General features: G+C 35.7%; 17 protein-coding genes. 15 read left to right on the forward strand and 2 right to left on the reverse strand.

Going from position 1 to position 16206, the window contains the following annotated elements; all coding sequences use genetic code 11:
- The first annotated feature begins 58 nt into the window (after positions 1-58).
- From OZX59_RS01475 to holA, 8 genes are read left to right on the forward strand one after another with little or no spacing between them, the layout of a single operon-like run.
- Positions 59-1246, forward strand: coding sequence for an FtsW/RodA/SpoVE family cell cycle protein (locus tag OZX59_RS01475; RefSeq protein WP_277126374.1), 1188 nt, complete (start codon positions 59-61; stop codon positions 1244-1246).
- On the forward strand, positions 1236-1580 hold the full coding sequence (locus OZX59_RS01480; RefSeq protein WP_277126375.1) for a YlbG family protein: 345 nt from the start codon (positions 1236-1238) through the stop codon (positions 1578-1580). The genes OZX59_RS01475 and OZX59_RS01480 overlap by 11 nt, the downstream gene beginning before the upstream one ends.
- Positions 1577-2128 (forward strand): 16S rRNA (guanine(966)-N(2))-methyltransferase RsmD, encoded by a 552-nt coding sequence (gene rsmD, locus OZX59_RS01485; protein WP_277126376.1) that lies wholly within the window; start codon positions 1577-1579, stop codon positions 2126-2128. Before OZX59_RS01480 ends, rsmD begins: the two co-directional genes overlap by 4 nt.
- The gene (gene coaD, locus OZX59_RS01490) at positions 2129-2629 is read left to right on the forward strand and encodes a pantetheine-phosphate adenylyltransferase (RefSeq protein WP_277126377.1); all 501 of its coding nucleotides are present in this window, start codon (positions 2129-2131) and stop codon (positions 2627-2629) included.
- Entirely contained in the window at positions 2616-3650 is a 1035-nt protein-coding gene (locus tag OZX59_RS01495; RefSeq protein ID WP_277126378.1) for a SepM family pheromone-processing serine protease, read from the forward strand. The genes coaD and OZX59_RS01495 overlap by 14 nt, the downstream gene beginning before the upstream one ends.
- A 58-nt stretch (positions 3651-3708) precedes the next feature.
- Positions 3709-4434: a helix-hairpin-helix domain-containing protein gene (locus OZX59_RS01500; protein WP_277126379.1), complete on the forward strand. Its 726-nt coding sequence runs from the start codon at positions 3709-3711 to the stop codon at positions 4432-4434.
- The gene (locus tag OZX59_RS01505; protein WP_277126970.1) at positions 4403-6691 is read left to right on the forward strand and encodes a DNA internalization-related competence protein ComEC/Rec2; all 2289 of its coding nucleotides are present in this window, start codon (positions 4403-4405) and stop codon (positions 6689-6691) included. The genes OZX59_RS01500 and OZX59_RS01505 overlap by 32 nt, the downstream gene beginning before the upstream one ends.
- Positions 6688-7674 carry a DNA polymerase III subunit delta gene (gene holA, locus OZX59_RS01510; RefSeq protein WP_277126380.1) on the forward strand — a complete coding sequence of 329 codons (987 nt, stop codon included), beginning with the start codon at positions 6688-6690 and terminating at the stop codon, positions 7672-7674. The genes OZX59_RS01505 and holA overlap by 4 nt, the downstream gene beginning before the upstream one ends.
- A gap of 47 nt (positions 7675-7721) precedes the next feature.
- On the opposite strand, the gene rpsT is transcribed toward holA, so the two are convergent.
- On the reverse strand, positions 7722-7973 hold the full coding sequence (rpsT, locus tag OZX59_RS01515) for a 30S ribosomal protein S20 (protein WP_277126381.1): 252 nt from the start codon (positions 7971-7973) through the stop codon (positions 7722-7724).
- Between the two features lie 199 nt (positions 7974-8172).
- On the opposite strand from rpsT, the gene rpsO reads away from it, so the two are divergent.
- From rpsO to yihA, 7 genes are all read left to right on the forward strand, one after another.
- Positions 8173-8442, forward strand: coding sequence for a 30S ribosomal protein S15 (gene rpsO, locus OZX59_RS01520; RefSeq protein WP_277126382.1), 270 nt, complete (start codon positions 8173-8175; stop codon positions 8440-8442).
- Positions 8443-8592: 150 nt separating this feature from the next.
- Complete coding sequence (locus tag OZX59_RS01525) at positions 8593-10374, forward strand: ribonuclease J (RefSeq protein ID WP_277126383.1); 1782 nt, start codon at positions 8593-8595, stop codon at positions 10372-10374.
- A gap of 2 nt (positions 10375-10376) precedes the next feature.
- Positions 10377-11210: a tetratricopeptide repeat protein gene (locus tag OZX59_RS01530; protein ID WP_277126384.1), complete on the forward strand. Its 834-nt coding sequence runs from the start codon at positions 10377-10379 to the stop codon at positions 11208-11210.
- Positions 11211-11395: 185 nt separating this feature from the next.
- Entirely contained in the window at positions 11396-12586 is a 1191-nt protein-coding gene (gene tuf / locus OZX59_RS01535) for an elongation factor Tu (RefSeq protein ID WP_277126385.1), read from the forward strand.
- Positions 12587-12730: 144 nt separating this feature from the next.
- Positions 12731-14053, forward strand: a complete 1323-nt coding sequence (gene tig / locus OZX59_RS01540) for a trigger factor (protein ID WP_277126386.1) — start codon at positions 12731-12733, stop codon at positions 14051-14053.
- Positions 14054-14177: 124 nt separating this feature from the next.
- Positions 14178-15458 (forward strand): ATP-dependent Clp protease ATP-binding subunit ClpX, encoded by a 1281-nt coding sequence (gene clpX / locus OZX59_RS01545; RefSeq protein ID WP_277126387.1) that lies wholly within the window; start codon positions 14178-14180, stop codon positions 15456-15458.
- Positions 15448-16032: a ribosome biogenesis GTP-binding protein YihA/YsxC gene (gene yihA / locus OZX59_RS01550; RefSeq protein ID WP_277126388.1), complete on the forward strand. Its 585-nt coding sequence runs from the start codon at positions 15448-15450 to the stop codon at positions 16030-16032. The genes clpX and yihA overlap by 11 nt, the downstream gene beginning before the upstream one ends.
- A gap of 35 nt (positions 16033-16067) precedes the next feature.
- On the opposite strand, the gene OZX59_RS01555 is transcribed toward yihA, so the two are convergent.
- Positions 16068-16190: an SPJ_0845 family protein gene (locus OZX59_RS01555; RefSeq protein ID WP_277126389.1), complete on the reverse strand. Its 123-nt coding sequence runs from the start codon at positions 16188-16190 to the stop codon at positions 16068-16070.
- Positions 16191-16206 lie beyond the last annotated feature (16 nt).

The following is a 16206-nucleotide window of genomic DNA, read 5'->3' on the forward strand; positions in this document are numbered from 1 at the left end:
TGGTGCTCTTTTTGTTTTATAATATATTTATTGTTTATGCTAAAGGAGAAATCTGCTTGTGCGAGAAAAATTTCACCATTTAGACTATAAAATTTTAATTCCCTATCTGTTACTAACTATTTTTGGAATCATCATGGTTTATTCAGCCAGTTCGGATATTTTATTAGTCAATAATTTTAAACCATCAACATACGGTATTAGACAAGCAATTTATGCAATAGTAGCACTTTTGTTATTTGCTGTGCCTACTTTTGCTTTAAAGTTAGCTCTTTTTAGAAATAAAAAATTCGTTGCGCTTGGTATTGGCTTGGCGGTATTTTTATTAGTCGTTTTGCTAATTAGAAAGTTGGTTATGGGTGAAGCGGCTGAAATCAATGGGGCTGCGGGTTGGATAGATTTAGGTTTTATTAAAATTCAGCCACTTGAACTTGCCAAATTGGCCTTAGTCATTTACCTAGCTTATTATTTAGATCGTCACGATGGGCGTTTGCGCAAAGGACAAATTATTCAAAATTTATCAAGGCCAGCAGTGATGGCAATGGTAGTCATCTTTTTAGTCGTGCTAGAGCCGGATTTTGGTGGTGCTGCTATTTTGGCAATGATTGTGATAGTGATGTTTTCGGTATCTGGAGTTCCTGCTAAAACTGCACTTACTTGGCTTATTGCTATTGGTCTTGGAGTTTTCATACTGAGCTTTATCGTAATTCAGTGGAACCCAAAGTTTTTACACGATCATTATCAGTATCAAAGATTTTTGTCATTTTTACATCCCTTTGAATTACAACAAAAGGGTGGTGCACAGCTAGTTAACTCATACTATGCAATTCATAATGGTGGTTTGTTTGGTGTAGGGCTTGGTAATAGCATGCAAAAGCGCGGTTACTTACCTGAGCCATATACTGATTTTATCTTAGCAGTTATTGCTGAAGAAATCGGTGTTTTGGGGGCATTAGTCGTAATCGGATTACTATTTTATTTAATTTGGCAAATTATGGAAGTGGGATTGCACGCTAGTTCACAGTTTAATGCTTTGGTATGTTTTGGTGTAGCTACCATTATTTTCACTCAAGCATTATTTAATATTGGTGCAGTTCTAGGTTTATTGCCAATTACAGGAGTGACCTTGCCATTTATTTCATATGGTGGTTCGTCGTTAATTGTCTTATCTATGGCAATTGGTCTAGTTTTAAATATTGCAGCTAATGAAAGGGTTAAACAAGAAGAGGTGAAAGCAAATGAGTATTAATCAAGACATAACTGGTACGCCAATTCAAAAAAGGCAAGGGTTAATTGTTTATCTAAATTCGGCTGGTAATCAGTATAAATTGCGATACTATGGCGATATAATCTATTTTTCAAAAAAATTATGTTATTGCATTATGTATGTTGATTATGCACTTGCTAAGCAAACTGTACAGACACTTAACTCGCTTGATTTTGTAGAAAAAGTAGAATTTGCCCAAACACAAAATGTTGATTTAACTAGTAGCCATATTGAACAGCAAATTACTGATTTAGCTCAGGCTGCTGAAGAAAAGTTGTTAACTAAAAATACAGAACACACGGAACAATATTCATGAGAATTATTTCAGGTAAGTTTGCCAAAAGAAATTTATACACTTTAAAAAGTCAAAAGACTAGACCTACAAGTGACAAGGTCAAAGAGTCGCTGTTTAATAGCTTAGGACAATTTTTCAGTGGTGGTGAAGTACTAGACTTATATGGTGGTAGTGGCGCACTGGCGATAGAAGCTGTTTCAAGAGGTTGCGACCATGCAGTTATTACTGATATTAACTATGCTGCAATTGAAATTATTCGAAAAAATGTTGCTTTAACCAGAGAGCCAGATCGATTCTTAGTTAAAAAGATGTCCAGCAATCAAGCGCTTAAGTATTTGGCACAAGCTAGTAAACAATTTGATTTGATTTTTTTAGATCCGCCTTATGCTAAGCAACAAATTGTTCATGATATGGCAAAGATGTTGAGTCTTGACTTGTTAGCAGATCAGGCTATCGTGGTTGCTGAAACAGATGATGAGACCAGTTTAGGAGAAGTTAGTGGTTTTACCTTAACTAAGAAGCATCATTTAGGAAAAACCTTAGTTCACTTTTATCGAAAGGATTCATAAATGGCAATTGCACTATTTCCTGGCAGTTTTGACCCAATTACTAACGGTCATGTGGATGTGATTAAACAAGCTAGTAAATTGTTTGCTCAAGTTTATGTGGTCGCAATGACTAATACGAGCAAAAATTATTTATTTTCAATTGATCAGCGTGTTAGTCTGATTGAAGATGCAGTTCAAGATTATGGCAATGTAACAGTTTTATCGAAGCCCGATGCTTTAACTGTCGATGTTGCTCGAGAAATTTCCGCTTCGGTTATTGTTCGCGGGGTACGTAATAGTTCAGACTTTTTGTATGAACAGCAAATTGCTGCTACTAACAAACAAATTGCTCCGGAAATTACTACTGCCTTGTTGTTTACTAAAGTAGAAAATAGTTTTGTTGCTTCGAGTATTGTCAAAGAAGTGGCTCAATTTGGTGGTCAAATTGACGCTTTTTTACCTAAAATGGCGGCAAGCGCCTTAAAGGATAAGCTAGGACCTGATAATAATGAAAAAGACTAAAGGCTCACACCATATTCGAAATTGGTTATTAGTCATAGTAACTTTTCTATTAATAGTGATTGGCTTAAGTTGGCCAACAAATTATTACATTGAAATGCCTGGATCTGCAGTCAATACTAGCCAATTTGTTAAAAGTAAAGATCCCAAGCCTAATAATTACTATTTAGTTACGGTAAGTTCAACCAGTAAGCCCGCTACGGTATTGCAATATCTGCTAAGTTATACGCAAAAATTTGCTACTCGTGTTTCAGCTAAAGAAATGTTAGGTGGCTCTACTAGTAGTCAATATGAGGAATTGCAGAATTGGTACATGGAAACAAGTCAACAAAATGCCATTTATTGCGCTGCTAAAAAGGCTCATTTAAATCCTAAGCTTCATTATCAGGGAGTTTATGTGATGCAAGTGCAAAAAAATTCTAGTTTTAAGCAAAAGTTGCAAATTGGGGATACCATTTTGGGGGCTGATGGTCACCGATTTCATTCAACGCAGGCAATGATGAAGTATTTTAGACATCAAAGAATTGGTTCTCAAGTAAATATTTCGGTTTTACGTAATCAGCATAGGCGGAATTTTACTGGTAAAATTGTTAAAGTGGCAGGTACTAATCAACCAGGAATCGGTATTCAATTAGTTGAACGCGTCAAAGTAGAGACTAATCCTAAGATAGATATTGATGCCGGTGCGATTGGAGGACCTTCTGCTGGTTTGATGTTTGCTCTTACTAGTTATCAGGTATTTACTGGTCATAATTTGGCTAAGGGACATAAAATTGCTGGAACTGGAACTATTACAGCAACTGGCAAAGTTGGAATTATTGGTGGAGTTGATAAAAAGGTGGTAGCAGCCGATCAGGCAGGTGCTGAAGTCTTTTTTGCACCAACTGATACTACTGGTGTTAAAAAGAATGCTAGTAATTATTTAGAAGCTAAAAAGACAGCTAAGCAGATCAAAACCAAGATGAAAGTAGTACCTATTGCGACGTTTGATGATGCTGTGAAATATTTGAAAACTAATTATTAAGTAAAAGTCCAGAAAATTTTCTGGACTTTTTTCGTATGTCATAATTGAGGTGAGTAAAGTGAACTGGGAAGAAATCAAAGATTTTATTTTAGCGCATAAACAATATGTTATTGCTGGTTTGATAGTTACTGGAATCGTTATTTGGACTAAAGTAGGTAATGCTGGTGATGCTAATCAGCAAAATACTAGTGACTTTAACGAAGTTGCTTCAACTACTACAGCTGATAATAAAGCAGCAACCAAAGATTCCGATACTGAACCAGCAAAAACGCAAAGTGAACCTACTAAGACTCAAACTAATTCAGAAGTAACTTGCGATATTTCTGGTGCTGTAAAAAAGCAAGGTGTTTATACATTAAAGACAGGGGCACGTCTACAAGAATTGATTGAGGCAGCTGGTGGTACCGCAGAAAATGCGCAACTTAAGCATGTTAATCGCGCACTGATTTTGCAAGATCAAGATAAAGTCCATATTCCGTATCGTGGAGAGAAAATCAAAGCTGATGATATTATTTCATCAGTTAATGGAACTAAAACCTCGTCTACATCTGCTTCAGCTGATACGACTACTTCAGATGGAGCTAATACTAGCGGTAAGATTAATCTTAATACTGCAACTGCCGCTGATTTACAGAAGCTTAATGGAATTGGCGAAAAAAAAGCTGAACAAATTATTGCGTATCGTGAAAAGAGTGGTCAATTTAAAAAGATAGAAGATTTAAAAGAAGTTTCTGGAATTGGGGATAAAACCTTTGCCGCACTCAAAGATCAGCTGGAAGTCTGAGATTCTTAGTCCGGGCTTTTTGGTGTTGACTGCATTATTATTAATTGATTTGAGTTTTTTAGTCTATCAATGTGCAACTAAGCTATCAGTCTTAGTTTGTTTGCTTTTTGCATTTGGGCTGGTAATCCTAATTTTGCATAATTATCGTGGGTTAGGTTGGGTGTTAATACTTTTACTTATTACTAGCAGCTTATTTGTTAAGTTGCACCAAAACAAGACAGACTTTACAATTAACGATCAAGCTAATATTAAACTTTATCCTGATCAAATAAAAGTTGAGGATAATTGGTTATCAGGTACAGGAAAAGTTGCTGGAGGACATGTTTTAGTCTCTACTAATATTACAAATAAGCAAACTGAACAGCTTAAACAAGGCCATCAAATTGTCTTAACTAACCTGGTTGGGGATGTTTCGCCAATTATACCGGCAACTAACTATGGACAATTTAACTTGAAAAGTTACTATGCTGGAAAAAATATTTGGCAACAAGTAAAACTTAAAAGCTGCGAATTGACAATTAATAGTGGAGGCATATTAGATTATGTTCATTATTTACGCTATACTCTACAACGGTATTTTAGTAAAATGCCTAAAATATTGGACTTCTTTAGTAATGAATTAATTTTAGGAGAAAATCCTAGTCAAGCTAACCAGCAAATTCTGGATAACTATCGAAACTTGGGTGTTATTCATATTCTCAGTATTTCTGGATTACACGTTGGCATTTATGTTTTGGTAATCAGCTCAATTTGTTTTTATTTCAAATTAACTGAAAAGGAAACTTTTATTTGCTGTACAATGATTCTGTTAATTGGAATTTTTCTTAGTAATGGACAGGCAGGTTTTGTACGAGCTTGTCTAAATTATTTATTGGGGCAACTATTTAAGTTTAAAAAGTTGCAAATAAGACAATATGATTTGCTTGGTTTAACCTGTATTTTACATTTATTAATTCAACCCAGGTTGATGATGGGAGTAGGAGCAGTTCTAAGTTATACTTTAACTTTTGGTTTAGTTGCAACTGATAAAATGACTAATATTAAGCAGTCAATGTTCCTCAATTTGTTGCTCACGCCATTATTACTACTGTATTTTTTTCAATTTAACTTGTTAACTGTTATTTTTAATTTACTGATTGTGCCTTATTTTAACTGGATAGTTATGCCAATAACCTTCATTAACTTGGTTATTTTTGCGATATTGCCAGATATCTCAAAGCTGTTCTCATTAATCTTGGATTATGGTGAAATCATAATTGGCAAGATTTCTGCTACTAAGGTTGGACTACTAACTTTTGGTAAGATTAATTGGTGGCAGTGTTTAGTTTTACTTGTTTTAAGTTTGGCTTTATTACTTTATTTAAACGATAAAACGAAAAAACATAAAATAATTAGGCGACTTTCGGTTAGTTTAGGTATCTTTTATGTTACTTTGTTTGCAATGATTCATTTTCCCCTGACTGGTCAAGTCAGTCTAATTGATGTGGGTCAGGGGGATAGCATCTTGATTACCACCCCATTTCCACGCCGTGTGTATCTGATTGATGTCGGAGGAAAACTGAATTTTTCTGGTAAAAAACTGACCCCACAGGTTAATAAAATCACTATTCCGTTGCTTAAAGCTCAAGGTATTGGGCGAATTAACGGCATTTTTGTAACTCATCAAGATAGTGATCACGTTGGTGATCTTGGTCCGATACTCGAACAAGTCCAAGTGGATAAATTGTATATGGCACAAGGACTGCTTAATAATCCTTCTTTTCAAAAACGTATTAATGGTAGAATCAATGAGAATCAAATAATACAACTATTAGCTGGTAAGCAAGTAATTGAACCACAAATTAATTTTCAGGTAGTTTATCCGTTTGAACCTGGCCCAGGAAAAAATGAAGATTCGCTTTCTTTAACGTTCAATTTAGCTGGTAAAAGATGGCTTTTTACGGGTGATTTGGGTCAAGCGGGTGAAGCAGAACTGATGACTAAATATCAACTTCACGCTGATTATTTCAAATTAGGACATCATGGTAGTAGAACAGCTTCTAATCCAGATTTTTTGCAAAAGTTACACCCAGAAAAGGTGTTTATTTCAGCAGGTCGCAATAATCGGTTTGGGCATCCGCATCCAGAAACGCTTGCTACTTTGAAAAAGCAACAGATACCGTGGGCATCAACACAAGACTGTGGTATGATTACTTGGACGTACGGCAAATTTGTTAAGCCTAAATTTAAAAGCTTTCTATCGGTGAATCATCAATGACTTTACTTTCTTTATTTAAAAACTCTAATAATCAGAATCCTCAAACACTGCTGTTAGGAGAAGATAGTATCTTAAATGATTATCTTGCTCGTTCATTTATCCACGAAAAAAGATTTGCGGGCTTGGATAAGGTAACGATTGACTGTACAGTTGACGGCATAGACGAATTGATTGCAAATCTTAGTGAATCTAGTTTATTCAGTCAGCAAAAAATGATCATCGTTAAGAATCCTTTTTTTCTGACTACCAAGTCACCTAAAAAGCTGCAAAAGCAGCTGGTTCGTTTACAGGATATTTTTACTAAAATGAACCAATTAGACGATTTGGTTATTATAATTGCTTCTTATAGCAAAATTGATCGCCGCAAAAAACTTACAAAAACGGTGCTAAAACAATTTAATGTGATTGAAACTAATGTTAAAAGCTACGAAATTGGGACGATAATTAAGAATTTGATCAAGGCTGAAGGCTATCAAATATCGTCTGTCGGCTTACAGCTACTGCTTGAACGCAGTGATCAGGTACTTGATACAGTTTTGGAGAATTATAATAAACTAAAAATGCTGGCAGTTGATGGTAAAATCACTGATGAAGTAGTTGCGCAAAATGTTGATTTATCATTTGCACAAAATGTATTCGCAATTTTGGAAACGGCACTAGAACACAATTATCAAGAGGCAATTGATCGATTAGAAAATCAATTACGTGAAGGTACCTCTCCGATTCAAGTATTAGCAGTTTTTGAAAACCAATTAGAACTTATCTTGGTAGTTAAACTTTTGAAAAAAAGAGGTAGAAATGAAAACCAAATTGTAAAAGAATTGGGAATTCATCCTTATCGAGTGAAATTGGCTTTGCAGTATCAATTAGCAGTTGAGAAAGTAGCAGACTTATTAAAATTAGCCATTGAGCTTGATTTCAAATATAAAAGCGGCCAGTATCAGGAGAGTACCTTTTTAAAATTATTTATTTTAGATATCTAAAAAGGACGAGAATCAATTGATTCTCGTCCTTTTTGATGATAATTAAATTATTTAGCTAACTTGGCTAAACGGCTCTTATCACGGCTGGCCTTGTTCTTATGAATAAGGCCTTTTGAAGCAGCCTTGTCCAAAGCACGAGCAGCAGCAACATGTAATTCGGAGGCGTCTTCAGCACCAGCTGCTTGAGCAACCTTGAACTTCTTGACAGCAGTTCTTAATTGGTTCATTTGAGCAGCGTTACGCTTTTTAGCAGCATCTTGAGTTTTAACACGCTTAATAGCTGATTTGATTTGTGGCATAAGATTCACCTCCATTAATCGTAATCTACTTAGATGATTATACTGAAGAATAAACGCAGATGCAAGGTAATTATACTTGCTTTTTTAAAAAATAATCTGTATTATACTATTGTTGTGAACCGTTAACGCTGTTTGTACGCTCACACCTGACGTTTAACGTTGTTAACGGCAATTTATTTTAGTGAAAGGTGAAAATTTCATGGCAATTTCAAAAACCGAAAAAGACGAAATCATTAAGAAGTATGCTACTCACGAGGGTGATACTGGTTCAACAGAAGTTCAAGTTGCATTATTGACCGCAGATATTAATAACTTAACTGATCATATGAAGAGTCACTCACATGATCACCACTCTTATGTTGGTTTACTTAAGAAGATTGGTCATCGTCGTAACTTACTTCGTTACTTACAAGATAATGATATTAATCGTTACCGTGAATTAATTAAGCAATTAGGTTTACGTCGTTAATTAATAAAAATAAGAGAGTCAGCTCATGAAGCTGACTTTTTTATTTTTGTCATATTACATTTTATGCTAAAATTAATAAAGACACTTTTTACGTTGTGATCTAATGATCCATAAAATAAAAAACTGAATAATAATAGAAAAGGAAATAAAATGGCTGATCAAGTTAAGATAATGATTTTGAGCGGCGTACGTGAACAAGGAAAAGATATGTTCGCTGTGCAAGTCAATGATGAAATTTTTGTTCTTGATGCTGGACTCAAGTATCCTGATAGTTCTTTGTTTGGAATCGATTTGGTAATACCAGATCTAGATTTTTTTGAACAATATGGAGATCAAGTTGTCGGCATCTTTTTAACTCATGGACATGCTGATTCAATTGGCGCTTTACCATATATTTTGAGAAAGTATGATATTCCTGTTTTTGGTTCACGCTTAACAATCGAACTGGCTAAAATTACGGTTAAAAGGGAAAATAAACGTTGTAAAAATAGTCTATTTCATATAATCGATGCAGAGACAGAAATCGATTTTAAACATGCGAATATTTCGTTTTTCCATACAACGCATTCGATCCCAGATTCTTTAGGAATTGATGTTCATACTCCTGCTGGAGAAGTGGTATATACTGGTGATTTTAAGTTTGATCCGACTGCTGCACCAAAGTATCGCACAGATTTAGATCGCTTGGCTGAAATAGCACGAAAGGGCGTTTTAGCCTTGCTGAGTGATTCATCCAATGCTGAGTCAACTGCACCCAATGTCTCTGAGCAGGATATTGGTGATTATGTAACCAATGTTTTTCGTAATGCACAAGGCAGGGTAATAGTTGCAGCTAAGGCTTCGAATTTACTTAGAATACAAGAAGTACTTAATGCAGCAGCTAAAACCAATAAGCGAGTGCTGTTAACAGGACGTGATGTAGCTAAAATTGTGCGTACGGCAATGGAACTAGGGTATTTGGATGTCCCTAAAGGACTATTGATGCGCGTCAAAGATCTAAAAACTACTCCTGAAAATAAGACAGTCATCTTGGAAACAGGCCAAATGGGAGAACCACTAAATTCGCTTCAGAAAATGGCCCAAAAGCGTCACAGTATGATTTCTATTCATCAAGGTGACTTAGTCTTTATTTCAACTACGCCATCACATGCAGTGGAAACTATGGTAGCTCAAACAAGTGACTTAGTTTATCGTGCCGGGGGCACAGTAATTGAATTAGGTCGTCAAAAACATACGACAGGACATGCTACCGGGCGTGATTTGCAATTGTTGATTGACACATTAAAGCCGAAATTCGTAATTCCAGTTATTGGTGAATATCGATTACTAGAAGTTCATAAAACCTTGGCGCAAAAGGCAGGTATTAAAGCGGAAAATATTTTTATTACCAAAAATGGTGATTGCTTAAATTATGACTTTAAGCAGCAAAAACTGTACTTAACTGACCCTGTGCCAGGCGAAGATACAATGATTGATGGCTCAGGCATTGGCGATGTTGGTAATATTGTTTTACGCGACCGAGAAGTCTTGTCGGATGATGGGATTTTTATTGCTGTGGTAACTATTGATCGGCGTAAAAAGAAAATTGTTGCGCAGCCACAGGTTACTAGTAGGGGTTTTGTCTACATTAAGGCTAATCATCAGCTGATGCATGATAGTGTTGAATTAATTAAAAAGACAATTAACAATAATTTTGAACATAAGAAGTTTGATTGGACAGAGATTAAGCAAGATGTACGTAATGATTTAGAGAGATTTTTGTACAAAAAGACGAATCGTCGTCCAGTGGTTTTACCTGTAGTAATGGAAGTCAATCAAAATCGTCATCGTGCAATGCAAAGGCGCAATAATAAACCTGATGGTGACCAACGTAACTCTCATCATCCAGTAGATCTGAATAGTACTGGTCAGAAGATAGTCAAGAAAGATTAATTATGCCTTCACCAAGTCAAGAAAATTTATTTAAATTAGCTCTAAAAAGTGAAGCAGCAGGCGAATTTAAGCAAGCAATCGATTATTTGGAACAGGCTTTGCAACTCAAGCGTACACAGAAAATTGTATTGCAGCTTTGTGAACTGTATCTTGAAGACTCTGAACCATATGCCGCATATGCTTTGATCAAAGAAGAGACAGATCTTTTTACAGATAGTGCATTATTCGATGAGTATCGCAAAGTTTTGCAAGCGAATCATTTTGTAATTGAGGCACTCGAATTGCAAAATCTAAGTAGTGATAAAATAGCTATTTCAATTACAGCTATCGATCAGACAGTTCAGCAGGAAATTATGCGAGATTTTAGACAGAAAAAGCAAATTTCACAGTATGATTATGAACAGCTCTTTAAATTAGATTTGACCAATTTTAAAACTTTTGCCCAAAGTTTATTATTGGATCCGTCACTGCTGTTTGCTGTGCGCATTTCTCTATGTGAGGATCTAGTGCGCCTAGGTGTAACTGAATCAATCAAAGTGTTAATAATGGGAAATTTAGAGGAATTTATACCGCAGACTACTGAACTACTTGAAAAGGGCTCAATTTATCAAGAAGTAGTTTCGGCAATTGGTTCTCGTTATTATCATCGACCCAATCAATTGCCATCTGTACTAGGTGAAGTAAACTTGGTTTTAGGTAGCCTTTATCCAAAGTTGCATAAATATATTGACGAACCAGATAGTTTTGCAAGTGATTTAGCATCTTATCTTGAAAACCATGACGGTAGGGGACATCAGCAACTATTTGACCAAATTTATCAAAATTTACCCAAATAAATTTAGGCAAAAGGGCTTTACTTTTTTATGCTATTTAGTATAATAGCAAAGGACGTTTTCATTAGGCATGGCTCTATGCATTAAAATACTAGGCATTTGCCGATGAAAGTAGTACAATATTCAACAGAGAACTATCCGTTACTAACTCAACGGACTTCTTGCAAATTTACAGGAGGGTCATTTTAATGGCAGAAAAAGAACATTACGTTAGAACGAAGCCACACGTAAACATTGGTACTATCGGTCACGTTGACCATGGTAAGACAACTTTAACTGCGGCTATTACTAAAGTTTTATCAGAAAAAGGATTGGCAAAAGCTGAAGATTATTCAGAAATTGATGCTGCTCCAGAAGAAAAAGAACGTGGTATTACTATTAATACCGCTCACGTAGAGTACGAAACTGAAAAGCGTCACTACGCTCATATGGATGCTCCAGGTCACGCTGACTACATCAAGAACATGATTACTGGTGCTGCTCAAATGGATGGTGCCATCTTAGTTGTTGCTGCAACTGATGGTCCTATGCCACAAACTCGTGAGCACATCTTGCTTGCTCGTCAAGTTGGTGTTGAACATATCGTTGTCTTCTTAAACAAGATTGATTTAGTTGACGATCCAGAACTAGTAGATCTAGTTGAAATGGAAGTTCGTGACTTATTAACTGAATACGATTATCCTGGTGATGACATTCCAGTACTTCGCGGTTCAGCTTTGAAGGCTTTACAAGGCGATAAAGAACAACAAGACGTCATTATGAAGTTAATGGATACTGTTGATGAATACATTCCAACTCCAGAACGTGAAACTGACAAGCCATTCTTAATGCCAGTTGAAGATGTCTTCACTATCACTGGTCGTGGTACTGTTGCTTCTGGTCGTATTGATCGTGGTCAAGTTAAAGTCGGTGACGAAGTAGAAATCGTTGGTATTGTTGAAGAAGTTCGTAAATCAGTTGTTACTGGTTTGGAAATGTTCCACAAGACTTTAGACTTGGGTGAAGCCGGCGATAACGTTGGTGTGTTGCTTCGTGGTATTGATCGTGATCAAGTAGAACGTGGTCAAGTATTGGCTGCACCTGGCTCAATCCAAACTCATAACAAGTTTAAGGGTCAAGTTTACGTTTTGAAGAAGGACGAAGGCGGACGTCACACTCCATTCTTCTCAGATTACCGTCCACAATTTTATTTCCACACTACTGATATTACTGGTGAAATTGAATTACCAGAAGGTACTGAAATGGTTATGCCTGGTGATAATACTGAATTCACTGTTGACTTGATTAAACCAGCAGCCATTGAAAAAGGTACTAAGTTCACTATCCGTGAAGGTGGTCGTACTGTTGGTGCTGGTCAAGTTACTGAAATTCTTGACTAGTTTTTAACAAAACAGTTTAGAGAGATGTACTTCTTCATAGAAGTACATCTTTTTTTGCCTAAATTTGTTTTTTGTGGGCGTTTAATGTAAGATAATTTAGTACGCAACTAAGCAAAGTAACTTGACATTGGAGGTATTTAATTAATGTCTGTAAAATGGAATAAAACTGGAAAGACTGCTGGAGAACTGACTTTTGATATTTCTCAAGCTGAAATTGAACGTGGTTTAGATCAAGCTTTCAAAAAAGTAAAGAATAACTTACGTGTTCCTGGCTTTAGAAAGGGACACGTTTCTCGAGTTATTTTTAATCAATATTATGGCGAAGAAGCTCTATATGAAGATGCTTTAAACATTGTTTTACCTGATGCATATTCTGCAGCAGTTAAAGAAGCAGATATTTCTGCTGTTGGTCAACCACAAATTTTGCCTGTGTCAATGGAAAGTGGCAAAGACTGGACGATGAAAGCAGTTGTATCTGTTGAGCCAGAAGTAAAATTAGGTGACTATAAGGGAATTGAAGTTCCTAAGCAAAATACACGCGTATACGCTAAAGACGTTGATGCTGAACTTGAAAAAGACCGTGAAAAGAACGCTGAATTAGTGCTTAAAAAAGACGCAGCAGCTAAAGGTGATACAGTAACCATTGATTATAAGGGTACTATTGATGGTGAAGCCTTTGATGGTGGCGCAGCTGATGACTATGCACTTGAACTTGGGTCTAATACTTTTATTCCTGGTTTTGAAGATCAACTTATTGGTCATAAAGCTGACGATGATGTTGACGTAGTAGTAACTTTCCCAGAAGATTACAATGCTAAAGACTTGGCTGGTAAAGAAGCCCACTTTGCAACTAAGGTGCATGAAGTTAAATCTAAGCAACTACCAAAATTAGATGATGAATTTGCCAAAGATGTTGATGATTCAGTTGAAACCCTTGATGCATTAAAAGATAAGATCAAGAAAAACTTGAAAGAACAAAAAGAAACTGCAGCCAAAGAAGCAATTGAGCAAGCAGCCATTGAAGGTGCAGTTGCCAATGCTACAATTGATGAAATTCCTGATGCAATGATTCAAGAAGATGTTTCAACTCAAATGAACCAATATCTTGGTAATATGCAACGCCAAGGAATTAGTCCTGACATGTATTACAAGATTACTAATACTACAGAAGACCAATTACGCAGTCAATTTAGTCAAGACGCTGATCAAAGAGTTAAGACTAATCTGGTTCTTGAAGCAATTGTTAAGCAAGAAAATTTACAAGCATCACAAGAAGAACTTGATCAAGAGATTAAGGATCTTGCTAGCGAATACAATATGGACGAAAAAACTGTTCGTAGCACTTTGACAGACGAAATGCTCTCACATGACATTAACGTTCGTAAGGCAATTGATTTGGTTGCTGACAATGCTAAGCAAGTCGCAAAATCAAAAATCAAAGAAGAAAAAAGTGATGACAAAGATTAATTAAATCTTTAATGAGGAGGCAACTATTTAGTTGCCTTTTTATTTTTAAGCAAATAATTCTGATACTTGTCTACTTGTCAGATTTTATGATACTCTTAAACATGGAGTTTTTAGGAGGAATAGTATGGCAACACAATTTACTGATCAAGAAGAAATTAAATGTTCTTTCTGTGGTAAGACACAAGATCAAGTTAAAAAAATGATTGCTGGTAATGGTGTTTATATTTGTAATGAATGTGTCGGTTTGTCTAAAAAAATCATTGATGATGAACTAAAGTCAGATTCATTTAAAAAGATGCAAGATTTGCCAAAGCCAATGGAGATTAAGCAGCAGCTTGATCAATATGTAGTTGGGCAAGAGCGTGCCAAGAAGGTATTATCAGTCGCCGTGTATAATCATTACAAGCGTATTAGCCAAATGGACGTTGATTCATCTATTGAATTACAAAAATCTAACATTGCTTTGATAGGACCTACTGGATCAGGAAAAACCTATTTAGCACAGACTTTAGCACGTATTTTGGATGTTCCATTTGCAATCGCTGATGCCACAACACTAACTGAAGCTGGTTATGTAGGTGAAGATGTTGAGAATATCTTGCTGAAACTGTTACAAAATGCTGATTATGATATTGAAAGAGCACAACGTGGAATAGTTTATATTGATGAGATTGATAAAATTTCTAAAAAATCAGAAAATGTTTCTATCACTAGAGATGTATCTGGTGAAGGTGTTCAGCAATCTTTGTTGAAGATATTAGAAGGAACCGTCGCTTCAGTTCCACCACAAGGTGGTCGCAAACATCCGCAACAAGAACTAATTCAAATTGATACTACTAATATTCTGTTTATCGTCGGTGGTGCCTTTGATGGAATTGAGCAAATTGTTAAAGGACGTCTCGGTAAAAAGATAATTGGTTTTAGTGCTGAAAATGAATTGGATAAGGTACAGGATGATTCTTGGACACAGCATTTAACTACTAGTGATTTGGTTAAATTTGGAATGATCCCTGAATTTATTGGTCGAATTCCCATTATTGCTACACTAGATAAACTTGATAGTAAAGATTTAGTTAGAATTCTAACTGAACCAAAAAATGCTCTAGTTAAACAATATCAGAAATTATTATCCTTCGATGAAGTTAAGCTAAACTTTACTGCTGGAGCACTCACTGCGATTGCAGATCTAGCTATTGAACGCGATATGGGAGCGCGTGGTTTAAGAACAATTATCGAAAATGCGATGATGAGTATTATGTATCAAATTCCTAGTCAATCAGATATTGCTGAGGTTGAAGTTACTAAAAAGGTTATCACGGAACAGGCACAACCACGAGTTATTCGGAAAAAGGCAACTGATGGAACAACAGCAACTAGTGATCAGGTAAGTGCTAATGATCATTAAAAGTAGTGATTATGCGATTAGTGCTGTTCGCGAGGATCAGTATCCAAAAGATAATTTACCAGAAATCGCACTTGCTGGTCGCTCTAATGTTGGCAAATCTAGCTTGATTAATTCGTTACTTAATCGTAAAAATTTAGCTAGGACATCTGCTAGACCTGGTAAAACCCAAACTCTTAACTTTTATATCATTAATGAAGCTTTTTATTTAGTTGATGTACCAGGTTATGGCTATGCCAAAGTCTCTCAAACACAGCGTGAGCAGTTCGGCGAGATGATTCAGGATTATCTTGAAACCAGGGAGAATTTAAAGGGATTAATCTTACTAGTTGATTCACGCCATGAGCCAACTAAAGATGATGTAACTATGTATAATTATGTTCAATACTTAAACCTCCCAATTTTGCTTGTCTGTACCAAAGTTGACAAGGTAAAAAAAAGCCAAGTTAACAAAATTATGGCTAATTTAAATAAAAAGCTGGATCTGTCATACGAAAATGTCAATGTACTTACTTATAGTGCAGTTAATAAGTTGCATGTTAAGGAATTGGGTAACTGGATTGAGGATTTAGTTTAAAAAATAAAAATGGCTCTCAAAAGTGAGAGCCATTTTTAATTGTCTTTTTTATTTTGGTTATTTTTCTGTTTAATTTTTTTCTTTTTATCCTCAGGAACGGTTGCAAATTTATCAAATAATTTTTCTAATTCATCTTGTTTTTTAAAAGTTAAGCCCATTTTTATTTTCCTTTCG

The sequence above is a fragment of the Lactobacillus sp. ESL0681 genome (assembly GCF_029392835.1).
In the GTDB taxonomy this organism is placed as follows: Bacteria; Bacillota; Bacilli; order Lactobacillales; family Lactobacillaceae; genus Lactobacillus.

Excerpts from the sequence above, each read along its gene's own strand:
- rpsT (WP_277126381.1), bottom strand. The coding sequence starts at position 7,973 with ATGCCACAAATCAAATCAGCTATTAAGCGTGTTAAAACTCAAGATGCT.
- tuf (WP_277126385.1), top strand. The coding sequence starts at position 11,396 with ATGGCAGAAAAAGAACATTACGTTAGAACGAAGCCACACGTAAACATT.
- holA (WP_277126380.1), top strand. The coding sequence starts at position 6,688 with ATGACTTTACTTTCTTTATTTAAAAACTCTAATAATCAGAATCCTCAA.
- OZX59_RS01495 (WP_277126378.1), top strand. The coding sequence starts at position 2,616 with ATGAAAAAGACTAAAGGCTCACACCATATTCGAAATTGGTTATTAGTC.
- clpX (WP_277126387.1), top strand. The coding sequence starts at position 14,178 with ATGGCAACACAATTTACTGATCAAGAAGAAATTAAATGTTCTTTCTGT.
- OZX59_RS01480 (WP_277126375.1), top strand. The coding sequence starts at position 1,236 with ATGAGTATTAATCAAGACATAACTGGTACGCCAATTCAAAAAAGGCAA.
- coaD (WP_277126377.1), top strand. The coding sequence starts at position 2,129 with ATGGCAATTGCACTATTTCCTGGCAGTTTTGACCCAATTACTAACGGT.
- OZX59_RS01530 (WP_277126384.1), top strand. The coding sequence starts at position 10,377 with ATGCCTTCACCAAGTCAAGAAAATTTATTTAAATTAGCTCTAAAAAGT.
- rpsO (WP_277126382.1), top strand. The coding sequence starts at position 8,173 with ATGGCAATTTCAAAAACCGAAAAAGACGAAATCATTAAGAAGTATGCT.
- tig (WP_277126386.1), top strand. The coding sequence starts at position 12,731 with ATGTCTGTAAAATGGAATAAAACTGGAAAGACTGCTGGAGAACTGACT.
- OZX59_RS01525 (WP_277126383.1), top strand. The coding sequence starts at position 8,593 with ATGGCTGATCAAGTTAAGATAATGATTTTGAGCGGCGTACGTGAACAA.
- rsmD (WP_277126376.1), top strand. The coding sequence starts at position 1,577 with ATGAGAATTATTTCAGGTAAGTTTGCCAAAAGAAATTTATACACTTTA.
- OZX59_RS01555 (WP_277126389.1), bottom strand. The coding sequence starts at position 16,190 with ATGGGCTTAACTTTTAAAAAACAAGATGAATTAGAAAAATTATTTGAT.
- yihA (WP_277126388.1), top strand. The coding sequence starts at position 15,448 with ATGATCATTAAAAGTAGTGATTATGCGATTAGTGCTGTTCGCGAGGAT.